The sequence below is a fragment of the Sphingosinicella soli genome (assembly GCF_014199685.1).
GTDB classification, from domain to species: domain Bacteria; phylum Pseudomonadota; class Alphaproteobacteria; order Sphingomonadales; family Sphingomonadaceae; genus Sphingosinicella; species Sphingosinicella soli.
In genome coordinates this window covers 34,439-57,664 of the sequence record NZ_JACHNZ010000027.1, presented here as the reverse complement: position 1 = coordinate 57,664, position 23,226 = coordinate 34,439, and the positions used below count along the sequence as shown (strand labels likewise).

26 protein-coding genes and 2 pseudogenes are annotated in these 23,226 nt (G+C 62.9%); 11 read left to right on the top strand and 17 right to left on the bottom strand.

Going from position 1 to position 23,226, the window contains the following annotated elements; genetic code table 11:
* Positions 1–175 precede the first annotated feature (175 nt).
* Positions 176–607 (bottom strand): ISAs1 family transposase, encoded by a 432-nt coding sequence (locus GGQ98_RS18655; RefSeq protein WP_207791386.1) that lies wholly within the window; start codon positions 605–607, stop codon positions 176–178.
* A 4-nt stretch (positions 608–611) separates the two neighbouring features.
* Positions 612–1,334, bottom strand: coding sequence for an ISAs1 family transposase (locus tag GGQ98_RS18650; protein WP_207791385.1), 723 nt, complete (start codon positions 1,332–1,334; stop codon positions 612–614).
* Positions 1,335–1,498: 164 nt separating this feature from the next.
* Here GGQ98_RS18650 and pqqA point away from each other — a divergent pair, with 164 nt between their 5' ends.
* From pqqA to GGQ98_RS12050, 7 genes are read left to right on the top strand one after another with little or no spacing between them, the layout of a single operon-like run.
* The gene (gene pqqA, locus GGQ98_RS18945) at positions 1,499–1,582 is read left to right on the top strand and encodes a pyrroloquinoline quinone precursor peptide PqqA (RefSeq protein WP_184069844.1); all 84 of its coding nucleotides are present in this window, start codon (positions 1,499–1,501) and stop codon (positions 1,580–1,582) included.
* A gap of 6 nt (positions 1,583–1,588) precedes the next feature.
* The gene (gene pqqB / locus GGQ98_RS12075; protein WP_184069840.1) at positions 1,589–2,488 is read left to right on the top strand and encodes a pyrroloquinoline quinone biosynthesis protein PqqB; all 900 of its coding nucleotides are present in this window, start codon (positions 1,589–1,591) and stop codon (positions 2,486–2,488) included.
* A 12-nt stretch (positions 2,489–2,500) separates the two neighbouring features.
* Entirely contained in the window at positions 2,501–3,241 is a 741-nt protein-coding gene (gene pqqC, locus GGQ98_RS12070) for a pyrroloquinoline-quinone synthase PqqC (RefSeq protein WP_184069838.1), read from the top strand.
* Positions 3,238–3,510, top strand: a complete 273-nt coding sequence (gene pqqD, locus GGQ98_RS12065; RefSeq protein WP_184069836.1) for a pyrroloquinoline quinone biosynthesis peptide chaperone PqqD — start codon at positions 3,238–3,240, stop codon at positions 3,508–3,510. The genes pqqC and pqqD overlap by 4 nt, the downstream gene beginning before the upstream one ends.
* Positions 3,507–4,595 (top strand): pyrroloquinoline quinone biosynthesis protein PqqE, encoded by a 1,089-nt coding sequence (gene pqqE, locus GGQ98_RS12060; protein WP_184069834.1) that lies wholly within the window; start codon positions 3,507–3,509, stop codon positions 4,593–4,595. Before pqqD ends, pqqE begins: the two co-directional genes overlap by 4 nt.
* 1 nt (position 4,596) lies before the next feature.
* Positions 4,597–5,559 carry a prolyl aminopeptidase gene (gene pip, locus GGQ98_RS12055; protein ID WP_184069832.1) on the top strand — a complete coding sequence of 321 codons (963 nt, stop codon included), beginning with the start codon at positions 4,597–4,599 and terminating at the stop codon, positions 5,557–5,559.
* Positions 5,556–6,917 carry an MFS transporter gene (locus tag GGQ98_RS12050; RefSeq protein WP_184069830.1) on the top strand — a complete coding sequence of 454 codons (1,362 nt, stop codon included), beginning with the start codon at positions 5,556–5,558 and terminating at the stop codon, positions 6,915–6,917. The genes pip and GGQ98_RS12050 overlap by 4 nt, the downstream gene beginning before the upstream one ends.
* A gap of 280 nt (positions 6,918–7,197) precedes the next feature.
* Here GGQ98_RS12050 and GGQ98_RS12045 read toward each other — a convergent pair.
* The 7 genes and pseudogenes from GGQ98_RS12045 to GGQ98_RS12020 all read right to left on the bottom strand — a co-directional run.
* Positions 7,198–7,680, bottom strand: a pseudogene (locus tag GGQ98_RS12045) (integrase core domain-containing protein); the annotation flags it as partial.
* A gap of 15 nt (positions 7,681–7,695) precedes the next feature.
* Positions 7,696–7,773, bottom strand: a pseudogene (locus tag GGQ98_RS18835) (hypothetical protein); the annotation flags it as partial.
* Between the two features lie 371 nt (positions 7,774–8,144).
* The gene (locus tag GGQ98_RS12040; protein WP_184069828.1) at positions 8,145–8,654 is read right to left on the bottom strand and encodes a hypothetical protein; all 510 of its coding nucleotides are present in this window, start codon (positions 8,652–8,654) and stop codon (positions 8,145–8,147) included.
* A gap of 167 nt (positions 8,655–8,821) precedes the next feature.
* The gene (locus tag GGQ98_RS12035; RefSeq protein WP_184069826.1) at positions 8,822–10,264 is read right to left on the bottom strand and encodes an NAD-dependent succinate-semialdehyde dehydrogenase; all 1,443 of its coding nucleotides are present in this window, start codon (positions 10,262–10,264) and stop codon (positions 8,822–8,824) included.
* A 13-nt stretch (positions 10,265–10,277) separates the two neighbouring features.
* Positions 10,278–11,660 carry an aspartate aminotransferase family protein gene (locus tag GGQ98_RS12030; RefSeq protein WP_184069824.1) on the bottom strand — a complete coding sequence of 461 codons (1,383 nt, stop codon included), beginning with the start codon at positions 11,658–11,660 and terminating at the stop codon, positions 10,278–10,280.
* Positions 11,657–12,394 carry a gamma-glutamyl-gamma-aminobutyrate hydrolase family protein gene (locus GGQ98_RS12025; RefSeq protein ID WP_184069822.1) on the bottom strand — a complete coding sequence of 246 codons (738 nt, stop codon included), beginning with the start codon at positions 12,392–12,394 and terminating at the stop codon, positions 11,657–11,659. Before GGQ98_RS12025 ends, GGQ98_RS12030 begins: the two co-directional genes overlap by 4 nt.
* Before the next feature lie 131 nt (positions 12,395–12,525).
* A complete protein-coding gene (locus GGQ98_RS12020) occupies positions 12,526–13,956 on the bottom strand; it encodes a gamma-aminobutyraldehyde dehydrogenase (RefSeq protein ID WP_184069820.1) in 1,431 nt (476 codons plus the stop codon).
* Between the two features lie 172 nt (positions 13,957–14,128).
* Here GGQ98_RS12020 and GGQ98_RS12015 point away from each other — a divergent pair, with 172 nt between their 5' ends.
* Positions 14,129–14,404 carry a type II toxin-antitoxin system Phd/YefM family antitoxin gene (locus GGQ98_RS12015; protein ID WP_184069818.1) on the top strand — a complete coding sequence of 92 codons (276 nt, stop codon included), beginning with the start codon at positions 14,129–14,131 and terminating at the stop codon, positions 14,402–14,404.
* Between the two features lie 38 nt (positions 14,405–14,442).
* Here the strand turns inward: GGQ98_RS12015 and GGQ98_RS12010 are convergent, their stop codons facing one another.
* Genes GGQ98_RS12010 through GGQ98_RS11995 form a run of 4 tightly spaced genes read right to left on the bottom strand, consistent with a single transcriptional unit; the run spans position 14,443 to position 18,468 of the window.
* A complete protein-coding gene (locus GGQ98_RS12010; RefSeq protein WP_184069816.1) occupies positions 14,443–15,579 on the bottom strand; it encodes an ABC transporter ATP-binding protein in 1,137 nt (378 codons plus the stop codon).
* A gap of 5 nt (positions 15,580–15,584) precedes the next feature.
* A complete protein-coding gene (locus GGQ98_RS12005) occupies positions 15,585–16,433 on the bottom strand; it encodes an ABC transporter permease (RefSeq protein WP_184069814.1) in 849 nt (282 codons plus the stop codon).
* Positions 16,430–17,332 (bottom strand): ABC transporter permease, encoded by a 903-nt coding sequence (locus GGQ98_RS12000; protein WP_184069812.1) that lies wholly within the window; start codon positions 17,330–17,332, stop codon positions 16,430–16,432. Before GGQ98_RS12000 ends, GGQ98_RS12005 begins: the two co-directional genes overlap by 4 nt.
* Before the next feature lie 26 nt (positions 17,333–17,358).
* Positions 17,359–18,468 (bottom strand): ABC transporter substrate-binding protein, encoded by a 1,110-nt coding sequence (locus tag GGQ98_RS11995; RefSeq protein ID WP_184069810.1) that lies wholly within the window; start codon positions 18,466–18,468, stop codon positions 17,359–17,361.
* A 185-nt stretch (positions 18,469–18,653) separates the two neighbouring features.
* Here GGQ98_RS11995 and GGQ98_RS11990 point away from each other — a divergent pair, with 185 nt between their 5' ends.
* From GGQ98_RS11990 to GGQ98_RS11980, 3 genes are read left to right on the top strand one after another with little or no spacing between them, the layout of a single operon-like run.
* Positions 18,654–19,559 (top strand): LysR family transcriptional regulator, encoded by a 906-nt coding sequence (locus tag GGQ98_RS11990; RefSeq protein ID WP_207791384.1) that lies wholly within the window; start codon positions 18,654–18,656, stop codon positions 19,557–19,559.
* 56 nt (positions 19,560–19,615) lie between these two features.
* The gene (locus GGQ98_RS11985; protein WP_184069808.1) at positions 19,616–19,858 is read left to right on the top strand and encodes a type II toxin-antitoxin system Phd/YefM family antitoxin; all 243 of its coding nucleotides are present in this window, start codon (positions 19,616–19,618) and stop codon (positions 19,856–19,858) included.
* The gene (locus tag GGQ98_RS11980; protein WP_184069806.1) at positions 19,858–20,274 is read left to right on the top strand and encodes a type II toxin-antitoxin system VapC family toxin; all 417 of its coding nucleotides are present in this window, start codon (positions 19,858–19,860) and stop codon (positions 20,272–20,274) included. The genes GGQ98_RS11985 and GGQ98_RS11980 overlap by 1 nt, the downstream gene beginning before the upstream one ends.
* A gap of 6 nt (positions 20,275–20,280) precedes the next feature.
* On the opposite strand, the gene GGQ98_RS11975 is transcribed toward GGQ98_RS11980, so the two are convergent.
* The 4 genes from GGQ98_RS11975 to GGQ98_RS11960 all read right to left on the bottom strand — a co-directional run bounded on the left by GGQ98_RS11975 (position 20,281) and on the right by GGQ98_RS11960 (position 23,213).
* A complete protein-coding gene (locus GGQ98_RS11975; RefSeq protein WP_184069804.1) occupies positions 20,281–20,955 on the bottom strand; it encodes a spermidine synthase in 675 nt (224 codons plus the stop codon).
* Positions 20,956–20,991: 36 nt separating this feature from the next.
* Entirely contained in the window at positions 20,992–21,321 is a 330-nt protein-coding gene (locus GGQ98_RS11970; protein ID WP_184069802.1) for a DUF6481 family protein, read from the bottom strand.
* Positions 21,322–21,427: 106 nt separating this feature from the next.
* Positions 21,428–21,634 (bottom strand): cold-shock protein, encoded by a 207-nt coding sequence (locus GGQ98_RS11965; protein ID WP_184069800.1) that lies wholly within the window; start codon positions 21,632–21,634, stop codon positions 21,428–21,430.
* A 187-nt stretch (positions 21,635–21,821) separates the two neighbouring features.
* On the bottom strand, positions 21,822–23,213 hold the full coding sequence (locus tag GGQ98_RS11960; RefSeq protein WP_184069798.1) for a glutamine synthetase family protein: 1,392 nt from the start codon (positions 23,211–23,213) through the stop codon (positions 21,822–21,824).
* Positions 23,214–23,226: the final 13 nt, after the last annotated feature.

Below are 23,226 nucleotides of genomic sequence, written 5' to 3'. Positions count from 1 at the left end.
GCGAAACTCGCGCTCAACATCAACCGATCGCCACGCCGCGGTGGGGTCCCTTTTGCACGCCGATCGGGGGTCCCTTTTGGACGCCGATTGACACGTGAAGGACATTGCACGACATCGAAGTGCGCTCATCGTCCGGCCTGCGGGCCATATCGTCTAGGGGAATCGGGTGAACGCATCAGCGCGCGATAGGGCTTGCGAGGAAGTCGTCGTCCCAAGCGGCGATTTTTCGCCTTGAGCGGAGCGAGTCTTTGGAGGTTGGCAATCGCAGAAGATTGGTTGCGACATGTTTGATGGTGGCGAAATTAGCCGGGGCGTTTTCGGTTCGGACGCGGCATTCGTCGTGGCGGAGAACCATATCGAGCACCCAGTGCAGGCTATTCTCGACGGCCCAATGACTGCGAACGATCGGTCCGAGCTTGTCGGCGGGCAGATTCAACGAACTGATGTATAAGCGGGTCTCCCGCTCTGTCTTGCCGCCGATTTCGCGCGTGCTATCGATGATGACGACGGATTTCAGCGCGGGCCATTTATGGCGTTGCTGAAGCCAGGCGACATCATGAATGACAGTGGCGATCCTGGTTTCGACCCGACCGTGATCGCCATCCACGGTCTCATGCCGACTGATCGTGGTGTCGGGCGTAGTGCCTGGCTTTCTGCTCGGTCGCGAACAGGCTGACATCGTCGTGCAGTGCACTTTGGTTGACTTTGAGGGCGAGGACATAATCGGCCTTCTGGTCGACGATCTGCTGAGCGATCGCACGCTGACAGGCCCCTGACAGGCCCCAGCCCATGGCGTCGATGGTCACGATCACTCCCTCGATGGCCAACATCTTCAGAAGATTGGGGATCGCGACGATTTCGTTGGCTTTCTCGGCAACCCTGACCTGACCCAGCACCAGACGTTGGCGCGCGGCGAATGCCGACACTATATGGATCGCTGCCTTGGCACCTTGGGACCGGCGCACGGTCTTGCCGTCGATTGCAATCACCTCTGTCGCCACGCCGATCAGCGACGCGACCCAGGCCACAAAACAGCGCTGAAACGCCTCGGCATCAAGCGTGGCGTGGATGTCGCCGAGATGGTCATGGGATGGCGTGCCTGACGCAAACCGCCGAAATCGGCGCAAAAAACTCAGCTTGCGATTGCCAAAATTCGCGATGTCCGTGAACGTTTCCGCTCCCGACAACACCGCCAGCAGGCACAGCAGCAGCACCCCGGTCAGCGGGTAGCGGACCTTGCCAACCTGACGTGCGTCCGGGAGATCCTCAAAATATCCAAGAAAAACACCAGCTTCCTCGAAAAGTCCGGCATCCTCCCGTTCCCAACCCGTCATCGTCATCGCTCCTCAATTCCAGAGGAACACGACTGATTCAGCACATCAGCGCTTTGTCACCTACTTCTTCACCCGAGTGCCCTGTGTGCTCCCTGATCAGCGCTTGCGAGTCTCCCCAAAATCAGTATTATCTAACTGTAACTGCATGATCGGAGTAGGCTGACGTGACGTGGAAGACGCCCAAGATTCTTGAGATCGCGCTAGGTGCCGAAATCAACTGTTATGCCTGCGCGGAGCTGAATGCATAGTTTTCAATGAAAATTATTGTGCTGGGTTCGGCCGCCGGCGGCGGCTTTCCCCAGTGGAATTCAAATGCGGAAGCCTGTCGACGTGCCCGTCAAGGCGATCCCGCTGCCGAGTCGCGAACGCAAGCAAGCGTTGCGGTCAGTTGCGGCGGTGAGCGCTGGTTTTTGCTCAATGCATCACCCGATCTGCGCCAGCAAATCAACAATACGTCTGCCTTGCATCCCCGGAAGGGACTTCGTGATTCCCCTGTTGCAGGGGTAGTGCTGACGGGAGGCGATGTCGATGCGGTCGCGGGCCTGTTGACGCTTCGCGAGCGGCAGGCGCTCACGATTTACGCCACCCAGCGCATCCATGGCGTGCTGGACGCCAATCCAATTTTTGCTGTGCTTGCGCGTGACATCGTGGCGCGGAGCGTGGAGGCGCTCGACCATCCCTTCGCACTGGATGGCTTGACAGCCTCGCTCTTCGCTGTGCCGGGCAAGGTGCCGCTCTACCTCGAATGCGGCAACGAACCGCCTCCCTTGGTCGTCGACGATACCACCGTGGGTCTCGAAATCGTCGACGGGGACAGCCGGATGCTCTACATCCCGGGCTGTGCCGTGATGACACTGCCCTTGCGTCGGCGATTGGAAGGCGCGGACCTGGTCTTTTTCGATGGCACGCTCTGGCAAGACGAGGAAATGGTGACAGCCGGGATCGGCGAGAAAAACGGTCGGCGCATGGGCCATATGAGTCTCAGCGGCCCTGATGGCACAATCGACGCATTCCGGACGATCAAAGTCGGGCGGAAGGTTATCATACATATGAACAATTCCAATCCCGTCCTATTGTCGGACAGCCCGCAGCGTGCCGAGGCCGAAGCGGCAGGATGGATCATCGCACGCGACGGCATGGAGTTTGTGATTTGAGGACAAGCCCGCGTGACTGACGCACTTTTCTTGCCCAATGAACTGGAATCGGCGCTGCGGCAGATTGGAGCCGAGCGTTACCATGTACATCATCCCTTTCACCGGCTGCTGCACGACGGCGAGCTCACGCGAGGGCAGGTGCAGGCATGGGCGCTTAACCGCTATTACTATCAGGCTTCCATCCCCGCAAAGGACGCCATCCTGATGGCGCGCCTGCCGACTGCGGAGTTGAGGCGCGAGTGGCGGCGGCGGATCGAGGATCATGATGGTGACGGCGTGAAGCCTGGTGGCATCGAGCGCTGGCTTAAGCTCGCCGAAGGTGTCGGTCTCGACCGTGCGATGGTGGAAAGCACCGCGCGGATCCTTCCGGCAACGCGTTTCGCTGTCGAGGCCTATGTGCATTTCGTCCGGGATCGCACCTTGCTGGAGGCAATCGCTTCCTCACTGACCGAACTGTTCTCGCCCGCAATCATCGCCGAGCGAGTATCGGGCATGTTGGCCAACTATGATTGGATCACCGAGGGAACGCTTGCCTATTTCACGCCGCGACTGACGCAGGCACCCCAGGATAGCGAATGGGCGCTGGCCTATGTGAAGCGGCATGCCGACACGCCGGAAAAGCAGCAAGCCGTGCTCGCCGCGCTGCGCTTCAAATGCGATGTGCTCTGGGCGCAGCTTGACGGTTTGTATCTTGCCTATGTCGCACCGGGTTTGATCCCTCCGGGCGCCTTCGTTCCCGGCGATGCGGAATGACCGAAAGAGGCGCGGTTCCGCGTTTTCGGCGCGGCGTGAAATTCCGCTTCGACGGCGTGCGAAACGCCTGGGTGCTTCTGGCGCCTGAGAAATTGTTCATGCCTGACGAGATCGCCGTCGAGATTCTCAAACTGATCGATGGCGCGCGCTCGATCGATGAGATTGTCGATGATCTCGCGTCCCGCTTCGATGCTCCCCGCGACCTCATCGCTTCCGATGTGATCACGATCCTGGAGGATCTGTCGATGCGCGCCGCTGTCGAGCTATGACAAGGCCCGCTCCGCCCATGGGACTGATCGCGGAGCTGACGCATCGCTGCCCGCTGCAATGCCCCTATTGCTCCAACCCTCTGGCGCTGGATGCCCCCAAGTCCGAGCTTTCGATGGAAGACTGGATGCGCGTGCTGGACGAAGCCGCGGCGCTCGGCGTTCTCCAGGTTCATTTTTCGGGCGGGGAGCCCATGGCGCGGCAGGACTTGCCCATGCTTGTCGCCCATGCCGCCGCCGCTGGCCTTTATACCAACATCATCACATCCGGCGTCCTGCTGACTCAAGCAGCCATGGCGACATTGACGGAAGCAGGGATCGACCATATCCAACTCAGCTTCCAGGACGTCCGCCCCGCCGATGCCGACCAGCTCGGCGGCTATCGCGGCGGGCACGAAAAAAAGATCGAGGCTGCCCGGCGCATTCGCGAGGCAGGCCTGCCGTTGACCGCGAACTTCGTGATCCACCGGCGAAATATCGAGCGGGTGGAGGAGATGATCACACTGGGTGAGGCATTGGGCGCCGAGCGGATCGAAATAGCGCACGCCCAATATTATGGTTGGGCGCTGCTCAACCGCAACGCCCTGCTGCCGAGCCGTGACCAGCTGGAATATGCAAACACGGTGGTTGCGGCAGCGCGGGAACGGCTGAAAGGCCGGATTGCGATCGATTATGTCGTGCCCGACTATTACGCCGCCCGGCCCAAGGCCTGCATGGGCGGCTGGGGCAACCGCTTCATCAACATTTCACCTTCCGGCAAGGCGCTGCCTTGTCATGCGGCCGAAACGCTGCCGGGCTTCACCTTCCCTTCGGTGCGCGAGAACGGGCTGGCAGCGATCTGGTCGGAATCGGACGCCTTCACACGCTTCCGGGGCACCGACTGGATGCCGGAGCCGTGCCGCGCCTGCGACCGGCGGGAAATCGACTGGGGTGGCTGCCGCTGTCAGGCGCTGGCTATTGCCGGCGATGCTGGCCTAACCGATCCGGCCTGCCATCGCTCGCCGGACCATCATCTGATGGCCGAAGCGATCACGGCGGCGGCAAATGCGGCGTTAGACCTCGTCCCGCGCCGGCTGCACCAGAACTGACATGACCAAGCTTCGTACTTTCTACGATCCAATCGAACCATATGAGACCGGCACGCTTGATGTCGGGAACGGCCATGTCATTTACTATGAGCGTAGCGGCACACCCGGTGGCAAGCCCGCCGTGTTCCTGCATGGTGGCCCGGGAGGCGGCATTTCTCCCAATCACAGGCGGCTGTTCCATCCCGATCTCTACGATGTGATGCTGTTCGACCAGCGCGGCTGCGGCCGCTCCACGCCCTATGCTGGGCTGGAGGCCAACACGACCTGGCATCTGGTGGCCGACATGGAACGGTTGCGCGCGCTGATGGACGTGGAAAAATGGCTCGTGTTCGGCGGCTCCTGGGGATCGGCGCTGGCGCTTGCCTATGCAGAAACGCATCCCGAGCACGTAAGCGAAATGGTGCTGCGCGGCATCTTTACGGTGCGCAAATCGGAGCTTGATTGGTATTATCAGTTTGGCGCGTCAGAGATATTCCCGGAAAAATGGAAGGATTTCCTGACACCGATCCCAGCGGAAGAGCACGGCGATCTGCGCGCTGCCTACCGCAAGAGGCTGACCGGAGAAAATGACGCAGTTCGTCTGGAAGCGGCTGAGGCATGGACCTTGTGGGAAGGGCGGACCTTGACGTTGCTGCCGGATGAAAGCTTCACGTCGGCGTTCGAGAATCCCCATTTTGCACTGGCCTTCGCCCGGATCGAAAATCACTACTTTGTGCATGGCGGCTGGCTGGAGGAAAGTCAGCTCATTCGCGATGCGATGAGGTTGCGTGGCATTCCAGGCACCATCGTGCAGGGGCGGTACGACATGGCCTGCCCGGCACGGACTGCCTATGAGCTACACAAGGCCTGGCCGGAGGCTGAGTTTTATGTGATCGAGGGCGCGGGCCATGCGTATTCCGAGCCGGGCATTCTCGATCGCTTGATCCGCACGACGGACGGTTATGCCCGAGCATGTGATCGGTGAGCCAGAACGCCACGGTCGATTTGTCCCGGCCTGACGGACTGGCTGCACCGCGACGCCATTGGGCGCTGATCGGCCTGTGGATAGGCATGTCGATGTCTGTGCTCGACAGCTCTTTGGCCAGCATCGCCTTACCATCCATCGCTGCTGACTTGAAAGCAAGCCCGGCTTCGGTCACCTGGATTGTGACAGCCTACCAGATCGGCGTCATCATGACGCTCCTGCCGTTCTCTGCGCTGGGCGAAAGGCTGGGTTACGAGCGCGTTTATATCGGCGGGCTTGTCCTTTTCGCCTTGATGTCACTTGGCTGCGCTCTGGCCGCCAATCTTGGAGCATTGGCGGCATTCCGCTTCCTACAGGGTGTGGGCGCGGCGGCCATGATGGGAGTGAACGGCGCCCTGATGCGCTTTACCTATCCCAAAGCCCTGCTCGCGCAGGGCCTGGGTTACAACGCCGTCATCATAGGCGGCACGGCTGCCGCCGGTCCTGCAGTCGCCGCGCTCCTGCTGTCGCTTGGAAGCTGGCGTTGGCTGTTCCTGGTCAATGTCCCGGCTGGGCTGGCTTCGCTGGCGCTAGCGCTCGCATTTCTCCCGCGTCCAGCGCGGACGGCGCAAACCTTCGACTGGCTTGGCGCGATCCTGAACGCGACGATGTTCGGCGCGTTGTTCCTTCTCCTAGCTGACCTGGCCCAAGGCCTCCTATCCGCCCGTCTTTTGCTGATGGCCCTTGTCGGCGGAATGGCCGGTACCTGGCTGCTCCGGCGGGTATGGACAAGCTCGCGGCCGATCATTCCACTAGATCTTGTCCGGCTGGCTGCTTTGCGTTCAGCCTATGCCGCCTCGCTCTGCGCCTTTGCAGCACAAATGTGCCTGCTTGTTACGATCCCCTTTCTCCTTCGCTATCGCCTCGGCTTGGACGTCGTGACCATTGGGTTGGTGATTCTTCCAATGCCATTGGGCGTAGCTCTTGTGTCTCCTCTGGCTGGCCGGCTGGTGCACAAGCAATGGGCCGGCGCCATGTGTGCATTCGGCCTCTGCTTATTTGCCGGCTGTTCCACGCTGATGGCATCCATGCTGTTTTCCCTGTCAACGGAAGGAGCCATTGCTGTCGGGATGGGGCTGTGCGGAATTGGCTTCGGCCTGTTCCAGACTCCCAACAACCATGTCATGATCCAAACCGCTCCCATCGACCGGGCGGGCGCTGCCGCCGGAATGCTTTCCCTGTCTCGCTTGCTTGGTCAAGCCGCTGGCGTGCTGTTCGGAGCGCTGTCATTACGCGTCGCGGGGACGGAATCTGGAACTCCGCTTTATCTCGCCGCGATCTTGGCTCTTTGCGCTGCAGTCTGCGCGCGCTCCCGTTAGCGCCTGTCGTCAAGGATACCGGCAGGAGCAAAATTTGTCGGACGGCGCTCAAAGAGACGCCGGGCCAAGGCCAGCGCCGCAGAGGAACAAGCTTGCGGTTTCACCGGTAGCGGTTTCTGCGTTCCGCAATCAGCCACCATCTCCAAAATAGGGTTAATTGGAAGCTGTTCCATCTGACGTGACCCCCCGCTTTCCACCAGCAGCGATTAGAGCCCGGCAGCTTTTTGAGCTGCACCCCGATCCTGGACCGCCCGGCTGGTGGCTTTCCAGCGTGCCGGCATCAGGGCGGGCCTTGTGCCGCTGACGCCAACATGAGCGATATCGGCGGTTTGTTGCCGATCGCGCTGTGCGGTCGTACTTCGTTGTAGTCTCTACGCCAAGCCTCGCATTTTCGGACCGCGTCATCCAGGCTCATGAACCAGTGCGCGTTCAGGCATTCCGCCCGGAACTTGCCGTTGAAGGACTCGATGAACGCATTGTCCGTCGGCTTGCCAGGCCGCGAGAAGTCGAGCGTTACCCCTTTCATGTAGGCCCACAGATCCAGCTCGCGGGAGATAAACTCGCTGCCCTGGTCGACCCGGATCGAGGCTGGATAGCCGACTTCGGCACAGACCCGCTCCAGCACGTCGATCACGTCGGGTGCACGGAAGCGGAACCGCGGCTCGACCGCCGGCGAGAACCGGCTGAACGTGTCGACGACCGTGAGGATCCGCACCTTCGGTCCGGTTGCCAACTGGTCATGGACGAAGTCCATGGCCCAGACAGCCTTGCGGCAAACCTCGCCGACCGACGTCCCGTCCTCGGCCTGCTTGAGCACGAAGGCAATCTGCGCCTCCGAAAACTTCGATCTCTTCATCACACACTCCGTATCCTGGCCCTCCGATCATAACTGGAATTTTCCATCTCAAAACGGTCCAGGATTCCGGATGCAGGTCACTTTGTGTAGGAATTTTCAAGGCCCACTTTTGCGGATAATTGCAGGACCGATGACAACGCTTGCTGAAAATCACGCCGAGCAATGTCTGTTCTACAGACTTCCCAGTTGAGAGCTGTCAGCAAAGGCCAAGGCTACCCGCTGTAGCGCCAGCGGCGGGGCGCGGCAGTTGAGGGCGACGAGCGAGGCCGTTCGGCAGCTCTAAAGTAGTATAAACGGCGATAGATATTCGTTATGTTTGTCCTGCGTGGGGCGCCAACCTTTCCGTTCGATTCGTGCCGATCCAGCAGGCGTTACCGTGGCCGGTCTCTCGAATGGCCGCCACGCTCGGGACGCCGGTTTCCGTCGCGGCGATCGCGATCCGGTCGCGCATATTGGGGGCGGGGGGCGCGGTCGCGCTCGACGCGGGGGTTGTCCTTGTTCCGATCGCCCCAGCGGCGATCGTCGCGGTGGCCCACGCGATCCCGGGCGTGATCCCGGTCCCGATCCCGATCATAGCGCGGGCCGCTGTAGCGTGGGCGATCGTGGCCGCGCTTTGACCAGTAGTCGCGCTGATGGGACGTCCAGCGGTGCCGTTTTCCCGCGCGATCGAACACGTAATAGCCGTTGCCGGGATAATAATAGCCATTGTACCAGCCGTTGCCGTAGCCGGACGAATAGGGATAATCGTATCCGTAGCCGCCATAATGGCCATGCCCGACCGAAACACCGGCACGGCCGTATCCATCGGTCGAACAGGCGCCGAGAACCAGGGCAGAGAGCAGCACGACCACACCGGTTGCTGCCTTTTGAATGCGTTTCATAGCGTTTCTCCTGATCTGCAGGAGACCATGATGCGCCTGAACCGTGGGTGAAGCCGCACACCCTAAAAAAGACGCCGGAGCCCACGGGGGGATACCGGCGTCCAAGTGATGCATTGGGGTCAATGCACTGAACCAGAACGCCTATTGGACGAAATGTTTCCTTCGGCTCACACGGTGAGGCAGAGGTATTTCATTTCGACATACTCATCGATGCCGTAGCGCGAGCCTTCGCGGCCGAGGCCCGACTGCTTGACGCCGCCGAACGGCGCGACCTCGGTGGAAAGGATGCCCGAGTTGACGCAGACCATGCCCGACTCGATCGCTTCCGCCACGCGCCAGACGCGGGAAAGGTTTTGCGAGAAGAAGTAAGCGGCGAGGCCGAATTCGCTGTCGTTCGCCATCGCGATGGCGTCCTCTTCGGTTTCGAAGCGGATGACGGGGGCGAGCGGCCCGAAGGTCTCCTCGTGCGCGACGAGCATGTCCTGCGTGACGTTCGCGAGCACGGTCGGCTCGAAGAACGTGCCGCCGAGCGCGTGGCGCTTGCCGCCGGTGAGGATGGTCGCGCCCTTGCCGGTCGCTTCGGCGATGTGCTGCTCGACCTTCTCGACTGCGGCCATGTTGATGAGCGGGCCCTGCTGGGTGTCCGCGTCGAGCCCGCTGCCGACCTTGAGCTTTGCGGCGGCGGCGGCGAGCTTCTCGACGAATTTATCGTAAACGCCGGCCTGCACGTAGAGGCGGTTCGAACAGACGCAAGTCTGGCCCGAATTGCGGTATTTGGAGGCCATCGCGCCGTCGACGGCGGCGTCGATATCCGCATCGTCGAACACGAGGAAGGGCGCGTTGCCGCCAAGCTCCAGGCTCAGCTTTTTGATCGTGTCCGCCGACTGCTTCATCAGCAGGCGTCCGATTTCGGTGGAGCCGGTGAACGACAGCTTGCGGACGATGGGGTTCGAGGTCAGCTCGCCGCCGATTGCCGAGGCCTTGCCGGTCAGCACGTTGAAGAGGCCCTTGGGAAGTCCGGCCTCTTCGGCGAGCACGGCGAGCGCGAAGGCGGAGAACGGCGTTTCGGCGGCGGGCTTCAGCACGATGGGGCAGCCCGCCGCGAGCGCCGGGCCCGCCTTGCGCGTGATCATCGCGTTCGGGAAATTCCACGGCGTGATCGCGGCGGCAACGCCGATCGGCTGCTTCAGCACGACGATGCGCTTGTCCGCCATGTGGCCGGGGATGACGTCGCCGTAGAGGCGCTTCCCTTCCTCCGCGAACCATTCGATGAACGATGCGCCGTAGGCGATTTCACCGCGTGCTTCGGCAAGGCTCTTGCCCTGTTCGAGCGTCAGGAGGCGGGCGAGTTCCTCCTGATTGGCCATGATGAGGTCGTACCAGCGGCGAAGGATGGTTGCGCGTTCCTTGGCGGTCTTCGCGCGCCACGCGGGCCAGGCACGGTTCGCGGCCTCGATCGCGCGCTTCGCTTCGGCCGCGCCGCAGTTCGGAACGGTGCCGATAACCTCGCCGGTGGCGGGGTTCGTGACATCGATGGTTTCGCCGCTGTCGGCCTTCACCCATTCGCCGTCGATGTAGCAGGCTTCGCGAAGCAGCGGCGACCGGGTCATGGGAACTCTCCTCTTACAGGGCTTTCAGTATCGGCATGGCCGAATCCAGCGAACGGCGGATGATGTCAACCAGATCGTCGATCTGCTGGCGCGAAATGATGAGCGGCGGCGACATCACGATGGTGTCGCGGATGCCGCGCACCATCAGGCCGTTTTCGATGCAGAAATCGCGCACGACCGGCCCGGCATTGCCTTCCTTGCCGCCGAAACGCGCGGCGGTTTTCTTGTCGGCGACGATCTCGACCGCGCCGAGCAGGCCGATGGAGCGTGTCTCGCCGACCAGCGGATGGTCGTCGAGGCTTTTCAGGGCGGCATTCAGATAGGGGCCGACATCGTCGCGGACCTTGCCGACAAGGTTCTCGCGCTCGATGATCTCGATGTTGCGGAGCGCGACGGCGGCGCACACCGGGTGGCCCGAATAGGTGAAGCCGTGGACGAAATCGCCGCCGGTCTTGAGCACCTCCACGACATCGGACGACACTGCGACCGCCGAGATCGGGAGATAGCCCGACGAGAGCCCCTTCGCCATCGGCACCAGATCGGGCGTGAAGCCGAGCGTTTGGTGGCCGAACCATTCGCCGGTGCGGCCGAAGCCGCAGATCACCTCGTCGGCGACGAGCAGGATGCCGTATTTGCGGCAGATGCGCTCCACCTCCTGCCAGTAACCTTCCGGCGGGATGATGACGCCGCCCGCGCCCTGCACGGGCTCCCCGATGAACGCGGCGACGTTTTCGGGGCCGACTTCGAGGATGCGGTCTTCAATCGCCTGTGCGCAGAGCTTGCCGAATTCGCGGGGCTCCATGTCGCGGCCCTCGCCGAACCAGTAAGGCTGGCGGACGTGCTCGATGCCGGGGAAGGGGAGGTCGCCCTGCGCGTGCATCGCCTTCATGCCGCCGAGGCTGACGCCCGCGACCGTGGAGCCGTGATAGGCGTTCCAGCGGCTGATGAAGACCTTGCGCGCGGGCTCGCCCTTCACCTTCCAGTAGTGGCGCACCATGCGGAACACGGTGTCGTTCGCCTCCGAACCCGATGCGTTGAAGAACACATGCTGCAGCTTGCCGCCGGTGAGGCCGGCGATCTTCGCGGCGAGTTCGATGGTGGGCGGCGTCGCGGTCTTGAAGAAGGTGTTGTAGAACGGAAGCTCGCGCATCTGCTCGGCGGCGACGTCGGCAAGCTCGTCGCGGCCGTAGCCGATGTTGACGCACCAGAGCCCGGCCATGCCGTCGAGGATGCGGTTGCCGTCGCCGTCGTGGATGTAGCAGCCTTCCGCGTGGGTCACGATGCGGCTGCCGCCCATGTCCTCGATCAGCTTGTAATCCTGCTGCGCGGGAAGGTGGTGCGCGACGTCGAGACGGCGCAGCGCGGGAATGTCGTAGTTCTTGCGGACGGCGGTCATGCTGTTCCCCTGAGAGTCTGGCCAAGCAGTTTGAAGAAGGTCCGGCTATCCGGGTTTGCTTCCGGGTGCCATTCGGGATGCCACTGGACGGCGACGACGGGCGAATTGCCGATCGTCGCCGAGTACGCCTCGACGAGCCCGTCCGGCGCGGTCGCCTCTACGGTCAGGCCGTCGGCGAGGCGGCCAATCCCCTGGAAGTGAACGGAGTTCACATCGAGCGACGGCGTATCGTACGTGCGCGCCAGGATGCCGCCGGGGACGAGATCGACGCGGTGGTTGTGATCGAACATGGCGTCGAACGAAACGCCGCCGGGCGCATGGTGGCGGATGAGCTCGTCGCTGGCGGAGGTGTCGCGGCGCAGCGTGCCGCCGAGCGCGACGTTGATTTCCTGAAAGCCCCGGCAGATGCCGAACACGGGGCGCCCGCGCCCGATCATCGCATCCACCATCGACAGCGCGATTTCGTCGCGGCCGGGATCGAACGGGCCTTCGCCGCCCTCGTCGGCATAGCGGTTGCCCTCGATGTTCGAAGGGCTGCCGGTGAGGAGCACGCCGTCGAGGCGCGGCGCGACTTCGGCGGCGGTCATCAGATCGGGGAGCGATGGGATGAGCAGCGCGGCGACATCGGCATACTGCATCGCCGCGCGCACATAACGCTCGATCACCGCCTGCGCGGGCTCGGTGCCGACGGTGCGCTGACAGCAGATGATGCCGAGAACGGGGCGGGCGGTCATGGTTCTGCACTGTCATGCTGAACGTGTTTCAGCATCCATACGGCAGTGCCGTTGAAACGTCCTATGGACCCTGAAACAAGTTCAGGGTGACGTGAAGGGGGGGAGGGATGGATGGCGCTCATGATCGATGCCTAGTGCTTTATCATGACATGCCGCGTCGCGAGATAGTGTTCGAGGCTGTAAACGGAAAGATCGGAGCCGTAGCCCGACGCCTTCACGCCCCCGTGCGGCATTTCGGTGGCGTTCACCGAGTGCGTGTTGATCCACGTGACGCCGTACTGCAACCGCGCGGCGAACGCGGCGGCCTTGCCGACATCGCGCGTCCACACCGAGGAGGCGAGGCCGTATTCGCTGTCGTTTGCCCAGTCCAGCGCCTGCGCGTCCTCATCGAAGCGCGTGACGGAGACGACGGGGCCGAACACCTCCTTCTGCACGATCTCGTCGCTGTTCTTCGCGCCCGCGATCAGTGTCGGCTGATAGAAGAAACCGGGGCCGTCGGGCGCCTTGCCGCCGGTGACGACCTCCGCGTCCGTATCGGCCGCCGCGCGCGCGACGAAGCCGTCGACGCGGTCGCGCTGGCGGGCGGTGATGAGCGGGCCGAGCGCCGTGCCGGGTGCGGCGGGATCGCCCATCGGGATCGCCTCGACCGCGCGCTGGAGGTCTGCGACGAGCCGGTCATAGATGCCGGCATGGGCATAGACGCGGCAGGCGGCGGTGCAGTCCTGCCCGGCGTTGTAGTAGCCGCCCTCCGCGATGGCCTCGACGGCGGAGGCGATATCCGCGTCCGCCAGCACGATCACCGGGGCCTTGCCGCCAAGCTCGAAATGCGTGCGCTTGATGGTGGGGGCGACGGCCTCCATGATCTTGCGGCCCGTGGCGACGTCGCCGGTGAGCGACACCATGCGCACGCGCGAATGCGCGACAAGGCGCGCGCCGACGTTCGGCCCGTTGCCGGTGACGACATTGACGACGCCCGGCGGCAGAAACTCCGCGCACACGTCGGCAAGGCGGAGCGCGCTGAGGGGGGTGTGCTCGGAGGGTTTCAGCACCACCGTGTTGCCCGCGGCAATGGCGGGCGCGATCTTCCACGAGGCCATCATCAGCGGATAGTTCCACGGCGCGATGCCCACGACGACCCCGATCGGATCGCGGCGGATCATCGAGGTGTGGCCGGGCTTGTATTCGGCGGCGGCCTGACCGGGGATGGCGCGCGCGGCGCCCGCGTAGAAACGGAACACGTCGACGGTGTTGCCGACATCGACGGCGCGCGCCGTGCCGATCGGCTTGCCGCAGTTGCGCATTTCAAGCTCGGCGAACTCATCCGCCAGCGCTTCGATCCGGTCGGCGATGCGGAGCATCCGCAGCGAGCGTTCCTTGGGCGACATCGCCGACCAGACCGCGAACCCGCGCTCCGCCGAAGCGATGGCGGCGTCCACCTGCGCACGGCTGGCGCTCGCAAGGCTGGCGATGAGCGCGCCGGTGGCCGGATTGAACACCAACTCGGGCGCCTCGTCGCCGCGCAGGGCGTTTCCATCGATGAACTGGCCGGAGAGGTCGGTCATGGCTGCGCTTTCCAGAGGGTGAAATCTGGTGAGAAGGATAAGGATGCGTGCGCGGCATCGGAAATACGAAATGGGAAGCGAGAGCTATCGGTTTTGTCGATGGAGAACCGATGCTGCGAGTTCGTTCGCGATGGACTATATTCGGGCTGATGTTTGCCCCGAGGTTGCGCACATGAAGTATTCCGCACACGTTAAGCCTATCAGCTTTCTGAAGACCTATGCGGCGGACGAACTGCTCGATCTTGCCGACCGGCGCGAGCGCATGTTCATTACGCAGAACGGGGAGGTAAAGGCCGTGCTTCGGGATATCGCGACTTACGAACAGGCGCAGGATTCGCTGGCGCTTCTGAAGCTGCTCGCGCTTGGCAATCAGGATATCGCGGCTGGTCGCGCGAAACCGGCACGCGAGGTGGTCCAGCGCCTGAAGATGAAAGCCTCCGCCGACTGATTTCTGGAACAGCGCCTGCTCGGGCGCTGACCGGCTCGCTACGACAGAAGGACGATCGGGCTCGATCCGTGCCAGGAGAGCCAGACCTTGTCGTCCCAGGTGAAATCTTCCTGGTCGTAGCGCGACAGGTTCGGGCGGGAGACGCGGATGACGCGGCCGGTATCCAGCTTCACTTCGTAAATCGTGATGTCGCCGAGGTAGGACATGCCCCGAATCTGGCCGTGCGCGATGTTGTCGCCTTCCGGGCATTCCGGGGCGCTGGGTTTGCCTTTCGCCTCCGGGATCATCGCGATCTTTTCGGGGCGCAGCGCGACGTGGACGTTTGCGTCGTGCGGTCCCGTGACGCCGTGGTTCAGATAGATGCGGCCGATCTCCGGGCAATCGACGACGGCCTTGTCCGGCTCGTCGATCACCAGCCTGCCGTCGAACAGATTCACTGAACCGATGAAATCCGCGACGAAGCGGTTCGCCGGGAATTCGTAGAGGTCGGAGGGCGCGGCGAGCTGCGCGACGAGACCCCGGTTGATGACCGCGATGCGGCCCGCCATCGACAGCGCCTCGTCCTGATCGTGTGTCACCGTGACGAAGGTGATGCCGACCTGCTCCTGAAGATCCGCAAGCTCGAACTGCATCGCTGCGCGCAGCTTGGCGTCGAGCGCGGAAAGCGGCTCGTCGAGCAGCAGCACCTTGGGGCGCATGACGAGCGAGCGGGCGAGCGCGACGCGCTGGCGCTGGCCGCCGGAAAGCTGGTCGGGGCGGCGGTCGCCGAAGCCGTCGAGCTTCACGAGCGCAAGCGCCTCTTCGACGCGTGACTTGATCTCCGACGACGCCACGCGCGCGATGCGCAGGCCGTAGCCGACGTTTTCCGTCACCGTCATGTGCGGGAACACGGCGTAGGACTGGAACACCATGTTCACGGGGCGCTTGTTCGGCGGCACATGCGCCATGTCGTGCCCGTCGATGATGATCTGGCCTTCGGTCGGCACTTCGAAGCCCGCGATCATGCGGAGCAGCGTGGTCTTGCCGCAGCCCGAAGGGCCGAGCAGCACGAAGAATTCGCCGGGCATGATGTCGAGCGAAATATTATCGACCGCCGCCACCGCGCCGAAGCGTTTCGTGACGTTCCGAATGCTGATGATGGGCTGTTTGGGCGCGGTCGCAGGGAGTGTCGCCATAGGGATCAGTGGCCTTGCGGGGTTCCGCCCATCCGGCTTTGCACCTTCAGGGCTATGGTCGTGAGAATGACGGTGAGGAAGATGAGCAGCGCAGAGGCGGCATTCACCTCCGGCGTCACCGAGAAGCGGACCATCGAATAGACCTTCACGGGGAAGGTGATCGTGTTCGGGCCGCTGGTGAAGAAGGTGATGACGAAATCGTCGAGGCTGAGCGTGAAGGCAAGCAGCGCGCCCGCGATCAGGCCGGGTTTCATGTGCGGCAGCAGCACGTCGCGGAAGGCTTGCCATTCGCTGGCGCCGAGGTCTTTTGCGGCTTCCTCTTCCTCGCGGTTGAAGCTGGTGAGGCGCGAACGCACGACCATCGTGACGAACGGGAAGCAGAAGGTGATGTGCGCGATGATGATGGCGCCGAGGCTGAAGGGCCACGGCAAATCCGTGGGGAAGCCGACCTTCGCGAAGAACACCAGCATCGCGACGCCCATGCAGATTTCCGGCACCACGATGGGCAGCGCCATCGCGCCCTCCGTCGTGGTTTTGAACGGGAACCGAAAACGCCAGAGCATCACGGCGGCGAGCGCGCCGATGACGACGCTGACGAGCGTGCTGAGGAACGCGATGGTCAGCGAATTGCCCATCGCGATCATCAGCGAGTCGTTGTTCAGCGCCTTCTCGTAATAGTCGAGCGTGAAGCCGCGCCAGACGATGTTGCGCTTGCTGTCGTTGAAGCTGAACGCGACGAGCGTGACGAGCGGCGCGTAGAGGAAGAACAGCACGAGCCCGACCCACGAACGCATCCAGAGTTTCTTGGTGTATTCGAGCGGGGCAAGCGGCGTGCGTTTGGCGAACAGCTTCATTGACGGCGCTCCGCCTGGCGCGACTTCATGGCCTGGAAGGCGATGGCGATGAAGGTCGCGTACATCAGAAGGAAGGAAAGCGCTGCGCCGAAGGGCCAGTCGTTGGCGCGCTTGAACTGCCGCTCGATGACGTTGGCGATCATCTGGCTGTCGGTGCCGCCGAGCAGATCGGGCGTGAGATACGCGCCGAGCGCAGGCACGAAGGTGATGATGACGCCCGAGATGATGCCCGGCGCAGCGAGCGGCGCGACGATGCTGAGCAGCGTGCGGACGTGCCCGGCACCGAGATCGAGACTCGCTTCGATCAGCGATTTGTCGAGCCGGTCGAGCGCCGCGTAGAGCGGCAGCACCATGAAGGGCAGGTGGACGTAAACGAGGCCGAGGACGACCGCGAAATTATTGTAAAGCAGCGGGAGCGGCTCGAATTGCCCGAGCGGCTGCAGACCCGCGAAGGTCATCACGCCGCTCCATTTGTCCCACATCCAGCCGATCGTCTGGTTCGCGTAGCCTTCGGTCCGCAGCACCGCCATCAGCGCGTAGGTGCGGATGAGAAGGTTGGTCCAGAACGGCAGCATGATCGCGAGCAGCAGCCACGGCCGCCATTTGGGCGTCGCGAAGACAATGGCGAGAGCAACCGGGAAGCCGACGACAAGGCAGATGACGGTGGTGAGCGCCGCAACGCCGACCGACTTCATGAAGATGCCGAGATAGAGCGGTTCGAGCGCGCGCGCATAGTTGGCGAACGTACCGCTGATGTCGATTTCGGTGAGGCCGACGTTGCGGCCGAAGCTGTAGAGCCAGACCAGGCCGAGGGGGACGATGAAGAACAGGGCCAGCCAGACGATGGGCACAGTCGCTATGCTTGCGAACAGCGTCCGGTTCAGCTTCCAGTCCTGCATCTCGCGCCCCCCTCGCGCCTTGTCCGCTAGGCCGCGCGTACGCGGGTGAAGGCTTCCTCGAAGATGGGCTGCATCGTTCCGTCATAGGCCGCGTATTCGCACTTCGCGAGCGCTTCCGCGGGCGGGAAGATAACGGGGTTGTTCTTGTAATCCTCTGGCATCAGCGCCTTCGCGGCATCGTTGGGCGTCGGGTAGAGGATATATTCGCTGATCTTCTTTCCAGCCTCGGCATCGAGCAGATAATTGATGAAGGCGTGGGCATTCAGCGGATGCGGCGCACCCTTGGGAATGCACAGCGTATCCGAGTTGAGCTGGCTGCCTTCCTTCGGCAGCACGAAATCGATGTCGTCGTCCTCGGCCATGATCTGCGCGATGTCGCCGTTGTATTCGAGCACGAGATCGACCTCGCCCGCGAGCAGAAGATCCTGCCCGTTGTCTTCGTGGAAGGCCTTGATGTTCGGCTTCTGCTTGATGAGCATCGCCTCGATCTGCTGGACCATCTCGGGGGTGACGCCGTTCACCGAGTGGCCGAGGTATTTGGCGCCGAGGCGGAACATGTCGCCGGCTTCCGACAGCACGGCGATGCGGCCCTTGTACTGGTCTGAATCGAACAGCCACTTCCAGCTGTCGGGTACGCCCTGCACTTTCGATTTGCGGTAGCCGATGCCGAGCGTCAGCCAAGTGTAGGGCAACGAGAACTTGCGGCCCGGATCGTAATCGACATCCCTGAATTCGGCGCCGATGTTGGCGATGTTCGGGATCTTGGAATGGTCGAGCGGCATCAGCATGTCGGCCTGCACCATCCGCTCCACGAAATCGTTGGAAGGTACGATCACATCGAAGCCGGGGTTGCCCGCGCGCAGCTTCGCGAACAGCTCGTCGTTCGTGGCGAACAAGCTCATGTTGACGTCGATGCCTGCGGTGTCCTTGAAATCGTCGAGCGTCGTCTCGCCGATGTAAGTGTCCCAGTTGTAGAAATTCAGCTTGGGCTCTTCGCCCGTCGAGGCTTTGCCGGCTTCCTTCTTCTCGCAGCCCTCGAGCGCGCCGGTGAAGGTGATGCCGATCGCCGCTGCGCCCAGCCCCTGAAGGAGCGAGCGGCGGCCGATGCGATTTCTGATGCTGTCAAAGCTGTTCATGGTCCAGTCTCCCGTTCGTCGCCCGCCAGCGATCATCCCCAGACTTCAACGCTCTGACGGCGTGTGCCGGATGCTAACGCAGCTGTGCTCAGCCGCAAGCCCCTCAGTCTCCCGAGGGTCATCAAAACCTCCTACCGCCGCCCGTGCAAATGCATTATGCAAACCGTGAGGTATCGAAAAATCCGATGGCAGAAATGAACATCACATTCCGGCAGATCCGCTACTTCATAGCGGTCGCGGAAGCGCGCTCCGTGTCGGGCGGGTCGAGCGCCGTCGGTATCTCGCAATCGGCCGTGACCGATGCGATCCGCACGCTGGAGGCGGAAACCGGCGTCATGCTGTTTCACCGCCATGCCAAAGGCGTCACGCTCACGCGCGAGGGGCACCAGTTCCTGCGCCACGCCCGCTCGATCATCGACGCGATCGCCGACATGCAGGGCGGGGTGGGGCGCGAGCAGGATTTGACCGCAGGCAGCGTCCGCGTCGGCGTCACGCCCGTCGTCACCGGCTATTTCCTGTCGGACCTGCTCTCGCGTTTCAGGCGTCTATTTCCCCGCATCGAGGTCCAGCTCGTCGAGGAACGCCGCGACTACATTGAACACTTACTCATCAACGGCGAACTCGATCTCGCCGTCCTGATGGTCAGCAATCTCGAGGAACGCAGCGCGATCGACCACGAGGTTCTGCTCCGCTCCGAATGCCGCGCCTGGGTCGCCCCCTCGCACCCGCTGTCGGACGTCGACGGCCTCAGCCTCGCCGACCTCGAAAACGAACCCGTCATCGCGCTGACGCTCGACGAACTCGAAGGGCTGATCGACGGCATCTGGTCCAAGTTCGACCACCCCCCGCGCGTCGCCTACCGCACCTCGTCGATGGAGGGCGTGCGCAGCCTGGTCGGCACCGGCGCGGGCATCACGCTGCTCCCCGATCTCGTCTACCGCCCCTGGTCACTCGAAGGCGACCGCATCATCGCCAAGCGCACACGCGAAAGCCTGCCCACCGTAGACATCGGCATCGCCTGGAGACGCCTGACCCGGCACAGCGAGGCGGCGACGCTGTTCATGGAGACGGTGCACGAGCATCGGCGCTAAGTTGAGGTTGGAACGGTTTTGCGCTATATGGTCATTGAATTGGTCATGAGGCAGTTATGGACGGGATCAACCTAGCCGACGCGAAGGCGCACCTGAGCGAGCTTGTCGATCGTGCGGAGGCGGGAGAAACGCTGGATATCCTGCGCCGCGGGAAGCCGGCCGCACGGCTGACGCCTTATGATGGCCCAAAGAAGGGTATCGACATCGCGATGCTGCGCGCGCTGGCGTCGCGCCTTTCGCCTCAGGCGGAATCCGCCGCCGATCTCGTGCGCGCGATGCGGGACAGCGATCGCTACTGATGCACTATCTTGATACGTCGGTGGTGATCGCTGCGCTGACGCCCGAGGCAAGCAGCGCGAAGGTGCATGACTGGCTTTCGGGCCGTGAGGAGCTCTCGATCAGTGCATGGGTGCGCACCGAGGTTTCAAGCGCGTTTGCCATCCAGTTGCGGACGGGGCGCCTAAGTCTTGAACAGCGTGCCGACGCGTTGACCGTTTTCAATCGGCTTGTCGATGAAAGCCTGGTGATCGAGCCTGTTGAGGCGCGGCACTTTGAAATCGCCGCGCGTTTTGTTGATCAGCATGAACTCGGCCTGCGCGCCGGAGACGCCCTGCATCTTGCAATCGCGTCGCAGCGCGGCCTCGTCCTCGCCACACTGGATCAGAAACTCGCCGAGGCAGGGCCGAAGCTGGGTGCTGCGACGCTGCTTCTATAGGGTGTCTCAGGAAGGTCGCGTCGCGATCCAGATGATGTGGCGGGCGCCGCGGCGCTCGCCGTTGGTGCGGACGACGGTTTCTTCCACCTCGAAATTCACCTTGATGAGCCGGTTCTTGAAGGCGTGGTCCGGCGCGGCGGACCAGACTGCCAATATGCCGCCGGGACGGAGCGCCTCGCGCGCGGCGATCAGACCCTTTCGGCTGTAGAGCCGGTCGTTGTCCGGGTGGGTGAGGCCGTCGGGGCCGTTGTCGACGTCGAGCAGGATCGCGTCATAATGTGATCGCACGTCGCCGATCAGGTCCGCGACATCCTCCACAGCCACCGTGGCGCGAGGGTCGTCGAGGCAACCGTCGAAGATATGCGCCATCGGCCCGCGCGCCCACGCTACGACCGAAGGGACGAACTCGGCGACGGTGACCGACGCGTCTGCCGGAAGTTTGGCGAGCGCGGCCCTCAGCGTGAAGCCCATGCCGAGACCGCCAATCAACATCCGGGGCTGCGGGCGCGACTGGATCTTGCCGCATGATAGCGAGGCAAGTGATTCTTCCGAGCCCTTGAGGCGGCTGTTCATCAGCTCGTTGGCGCCGAGCATGATGGAAAATTCAGTGCCGCGCTGGATCAGGCGAAGCTCGCCTCCGCCGGGGATCTTCGCGGTATCGATCAGAACGCGGGGGAGCATGAAGGAGGCGTCAGACGGGCGTGGTGAAACGCGGCATCAGCGTGCGCGATTTTTCCGGGCCGCGTAACGCGCATCGCGGGCAGCCTTCTTTTCGGCCTCTGTGAGGACGGGCGCGACGACCGCAGCCTTTTCGGCCGCTTCGCGCTTCTGCGCCTGCTTTTCGGCCCTGGCTGCAGCATCAGCATCCCGTTTGGCTTTCCGCGCTTCCGCTTCAGCGGCTTCGCGGGCAAGGCGCTCCGCCTTGCGCTGTGCCAGAACGGCCTCGTCCACCGGAGGCTTGGCGTTCAGCCGGTCGAGGGCTTTTTGCTTTGCCTCTTTGGCAAGGGCGGCACGATCCTGAAAACTGGGAACCTTGAACGACGTCATATGAAGCGAAACTCTATAGGGCAGGCTCGCGCGGCGAAGGCGCCGGGCAAGGAATCAAGAAGAAAAGGGCGGGCATCCCATCAGGATACCCGCCCTTTTTCATTCGTCAAACGGCTTTGAGATTGACCGCAGAGGTCTTGCCGCGCTGGTCGGTCTCGAGCTCGTAAGAAACGCGCTGATCCTTGTCGAGCGTGCGCATTCCGGCTTTTTCGACCGCCGAGATATGAACAAAGGCGTCGTTTCCGCCCGTTTCCGGTGCGATGAAGCCATAACCCTTGTCGGCATTAAAGAATTTAACGGTTCCTGTAATCATCTGGGTATCCTTTGTCCCGATGTATGACGGGCATACACCAACAGCGGTGCATCCCGGCTTCTGTGAGGCGAGACAGGGACAAAGGAGACCGAATAATCGGCCCAGTATCCGTCGCAGGCGACGTCAGCACCGAGGTGTATAGCCCAGAAATGACGAGAATGCAAAACCGTGCAAATACGCTTTGTTTTCAAGCGTTTCGCAAATACCAGTCATAATCCAGCTGAGTGACTTCGCCGTAGAAGCGCGCCATCTCCGTGCGCTTCACGATGGTGTAGTATTTCACGAACCGCTCACCCAGATAATCATTGAGCAGAGGCGAGGCTTCGAAGGCGTCGTTGGCTGCGAACCAGTTGTTGGGCAGCTTCACGCCCGCGCTCGCCTCATCCTCGTAGCCGTTGCCGACGACGGCGGGGCCGGGATCGATGCGGTTCGCAATGCCGTGGTGCATCGCGGCCAGCACAGCGGCGACGGCGAGGTAAGGGTTCGCATCCGCGCCGCAGACGCGGTGTTCGACATGACGCGACGCGGGGGAGCCGGCCGGGATGCGGAGGCTGACGGTGCGATTGTTGACGCCCCACGTCGGCGCAACGGGGGCATAGCTGTTGGCCTTGAAGCGGCGGTAACTGTTGGCGTTGGGCGCGAAAATCGCCATCGATTCGCCAAGCGCGGCCTTCATGCCGCCGATGGCATGGCGCAATATGGGCGCGCCTTCGGGGTCTTCGCTCGCAAAGGCGTTCTCACCGCTTTCGTCCGCCATGGAGATGTGGAGGTGCATGCCGTTGCCGGCCTCGTGCGCGAAGGGCTTCGCCATGAACGTGGCTTCGAGACCATGCTTGACTGCAACGCCCTTCACCAATCGCTTGTACATGACGGCGTCGTCGGTCGCGCGCAGCGCATCGGGCTTGTGGCGCAGCGTCAGCTCGAACTGGCCGGGGGCGTATTCCGATATGGCGGATTCGAGCGGGATGTTTTGGGCATCGCACGATGCGTAGAGATCATCGAAGAACGGCTTGAAATCTTCAAGTTCGCGGAGGCCGTAAACCTGATTGTCAGCCGAGCGGTGCGGAGTCAGCAGGCCCTTTGCGGGGCGCGGCGTGCCGCCCGAGATATCGAGCAGGAAGAATTCCAGTTCCACCGCGACCACGGGCGTGAGCCCATCCGCCGCCAGCCGGTCGATGACGGCGCCCAGGACATGGCGCGGATCGAGGTCGTTGGGCGTCCCGTCGAGTTCGTAGAAGCTGGTGAGGAACTGGCCGGCGGTTTCGCCGAGCCATGGCGCGCGGACGAGCGTGCCGGGAACGGGCTTCACGTAGCGATCCGCGTCGCCGTCCTCCCAGACGAGGCCGGTCTCCTCCGTGTCGCGCCCGGTGATGTCGACCACGACGGCCGAGCCGGGCAGGAAGCGGCCGGATTCGTAGACGGCGATCACCTCGTGCCGGCGCAGGCGCTTGCCGCGCGGGACACCGCACATGTTCGTGAAGATGATGTCCACGGCGTCGATATCGGGGTTCGCCTCGAAAAAGGCGCGGGCCTCCGAAACGTGGGCGATCTTGTAGGAGGCGCGGGGCGGCTTGTTCATAGGTTTATCCCAT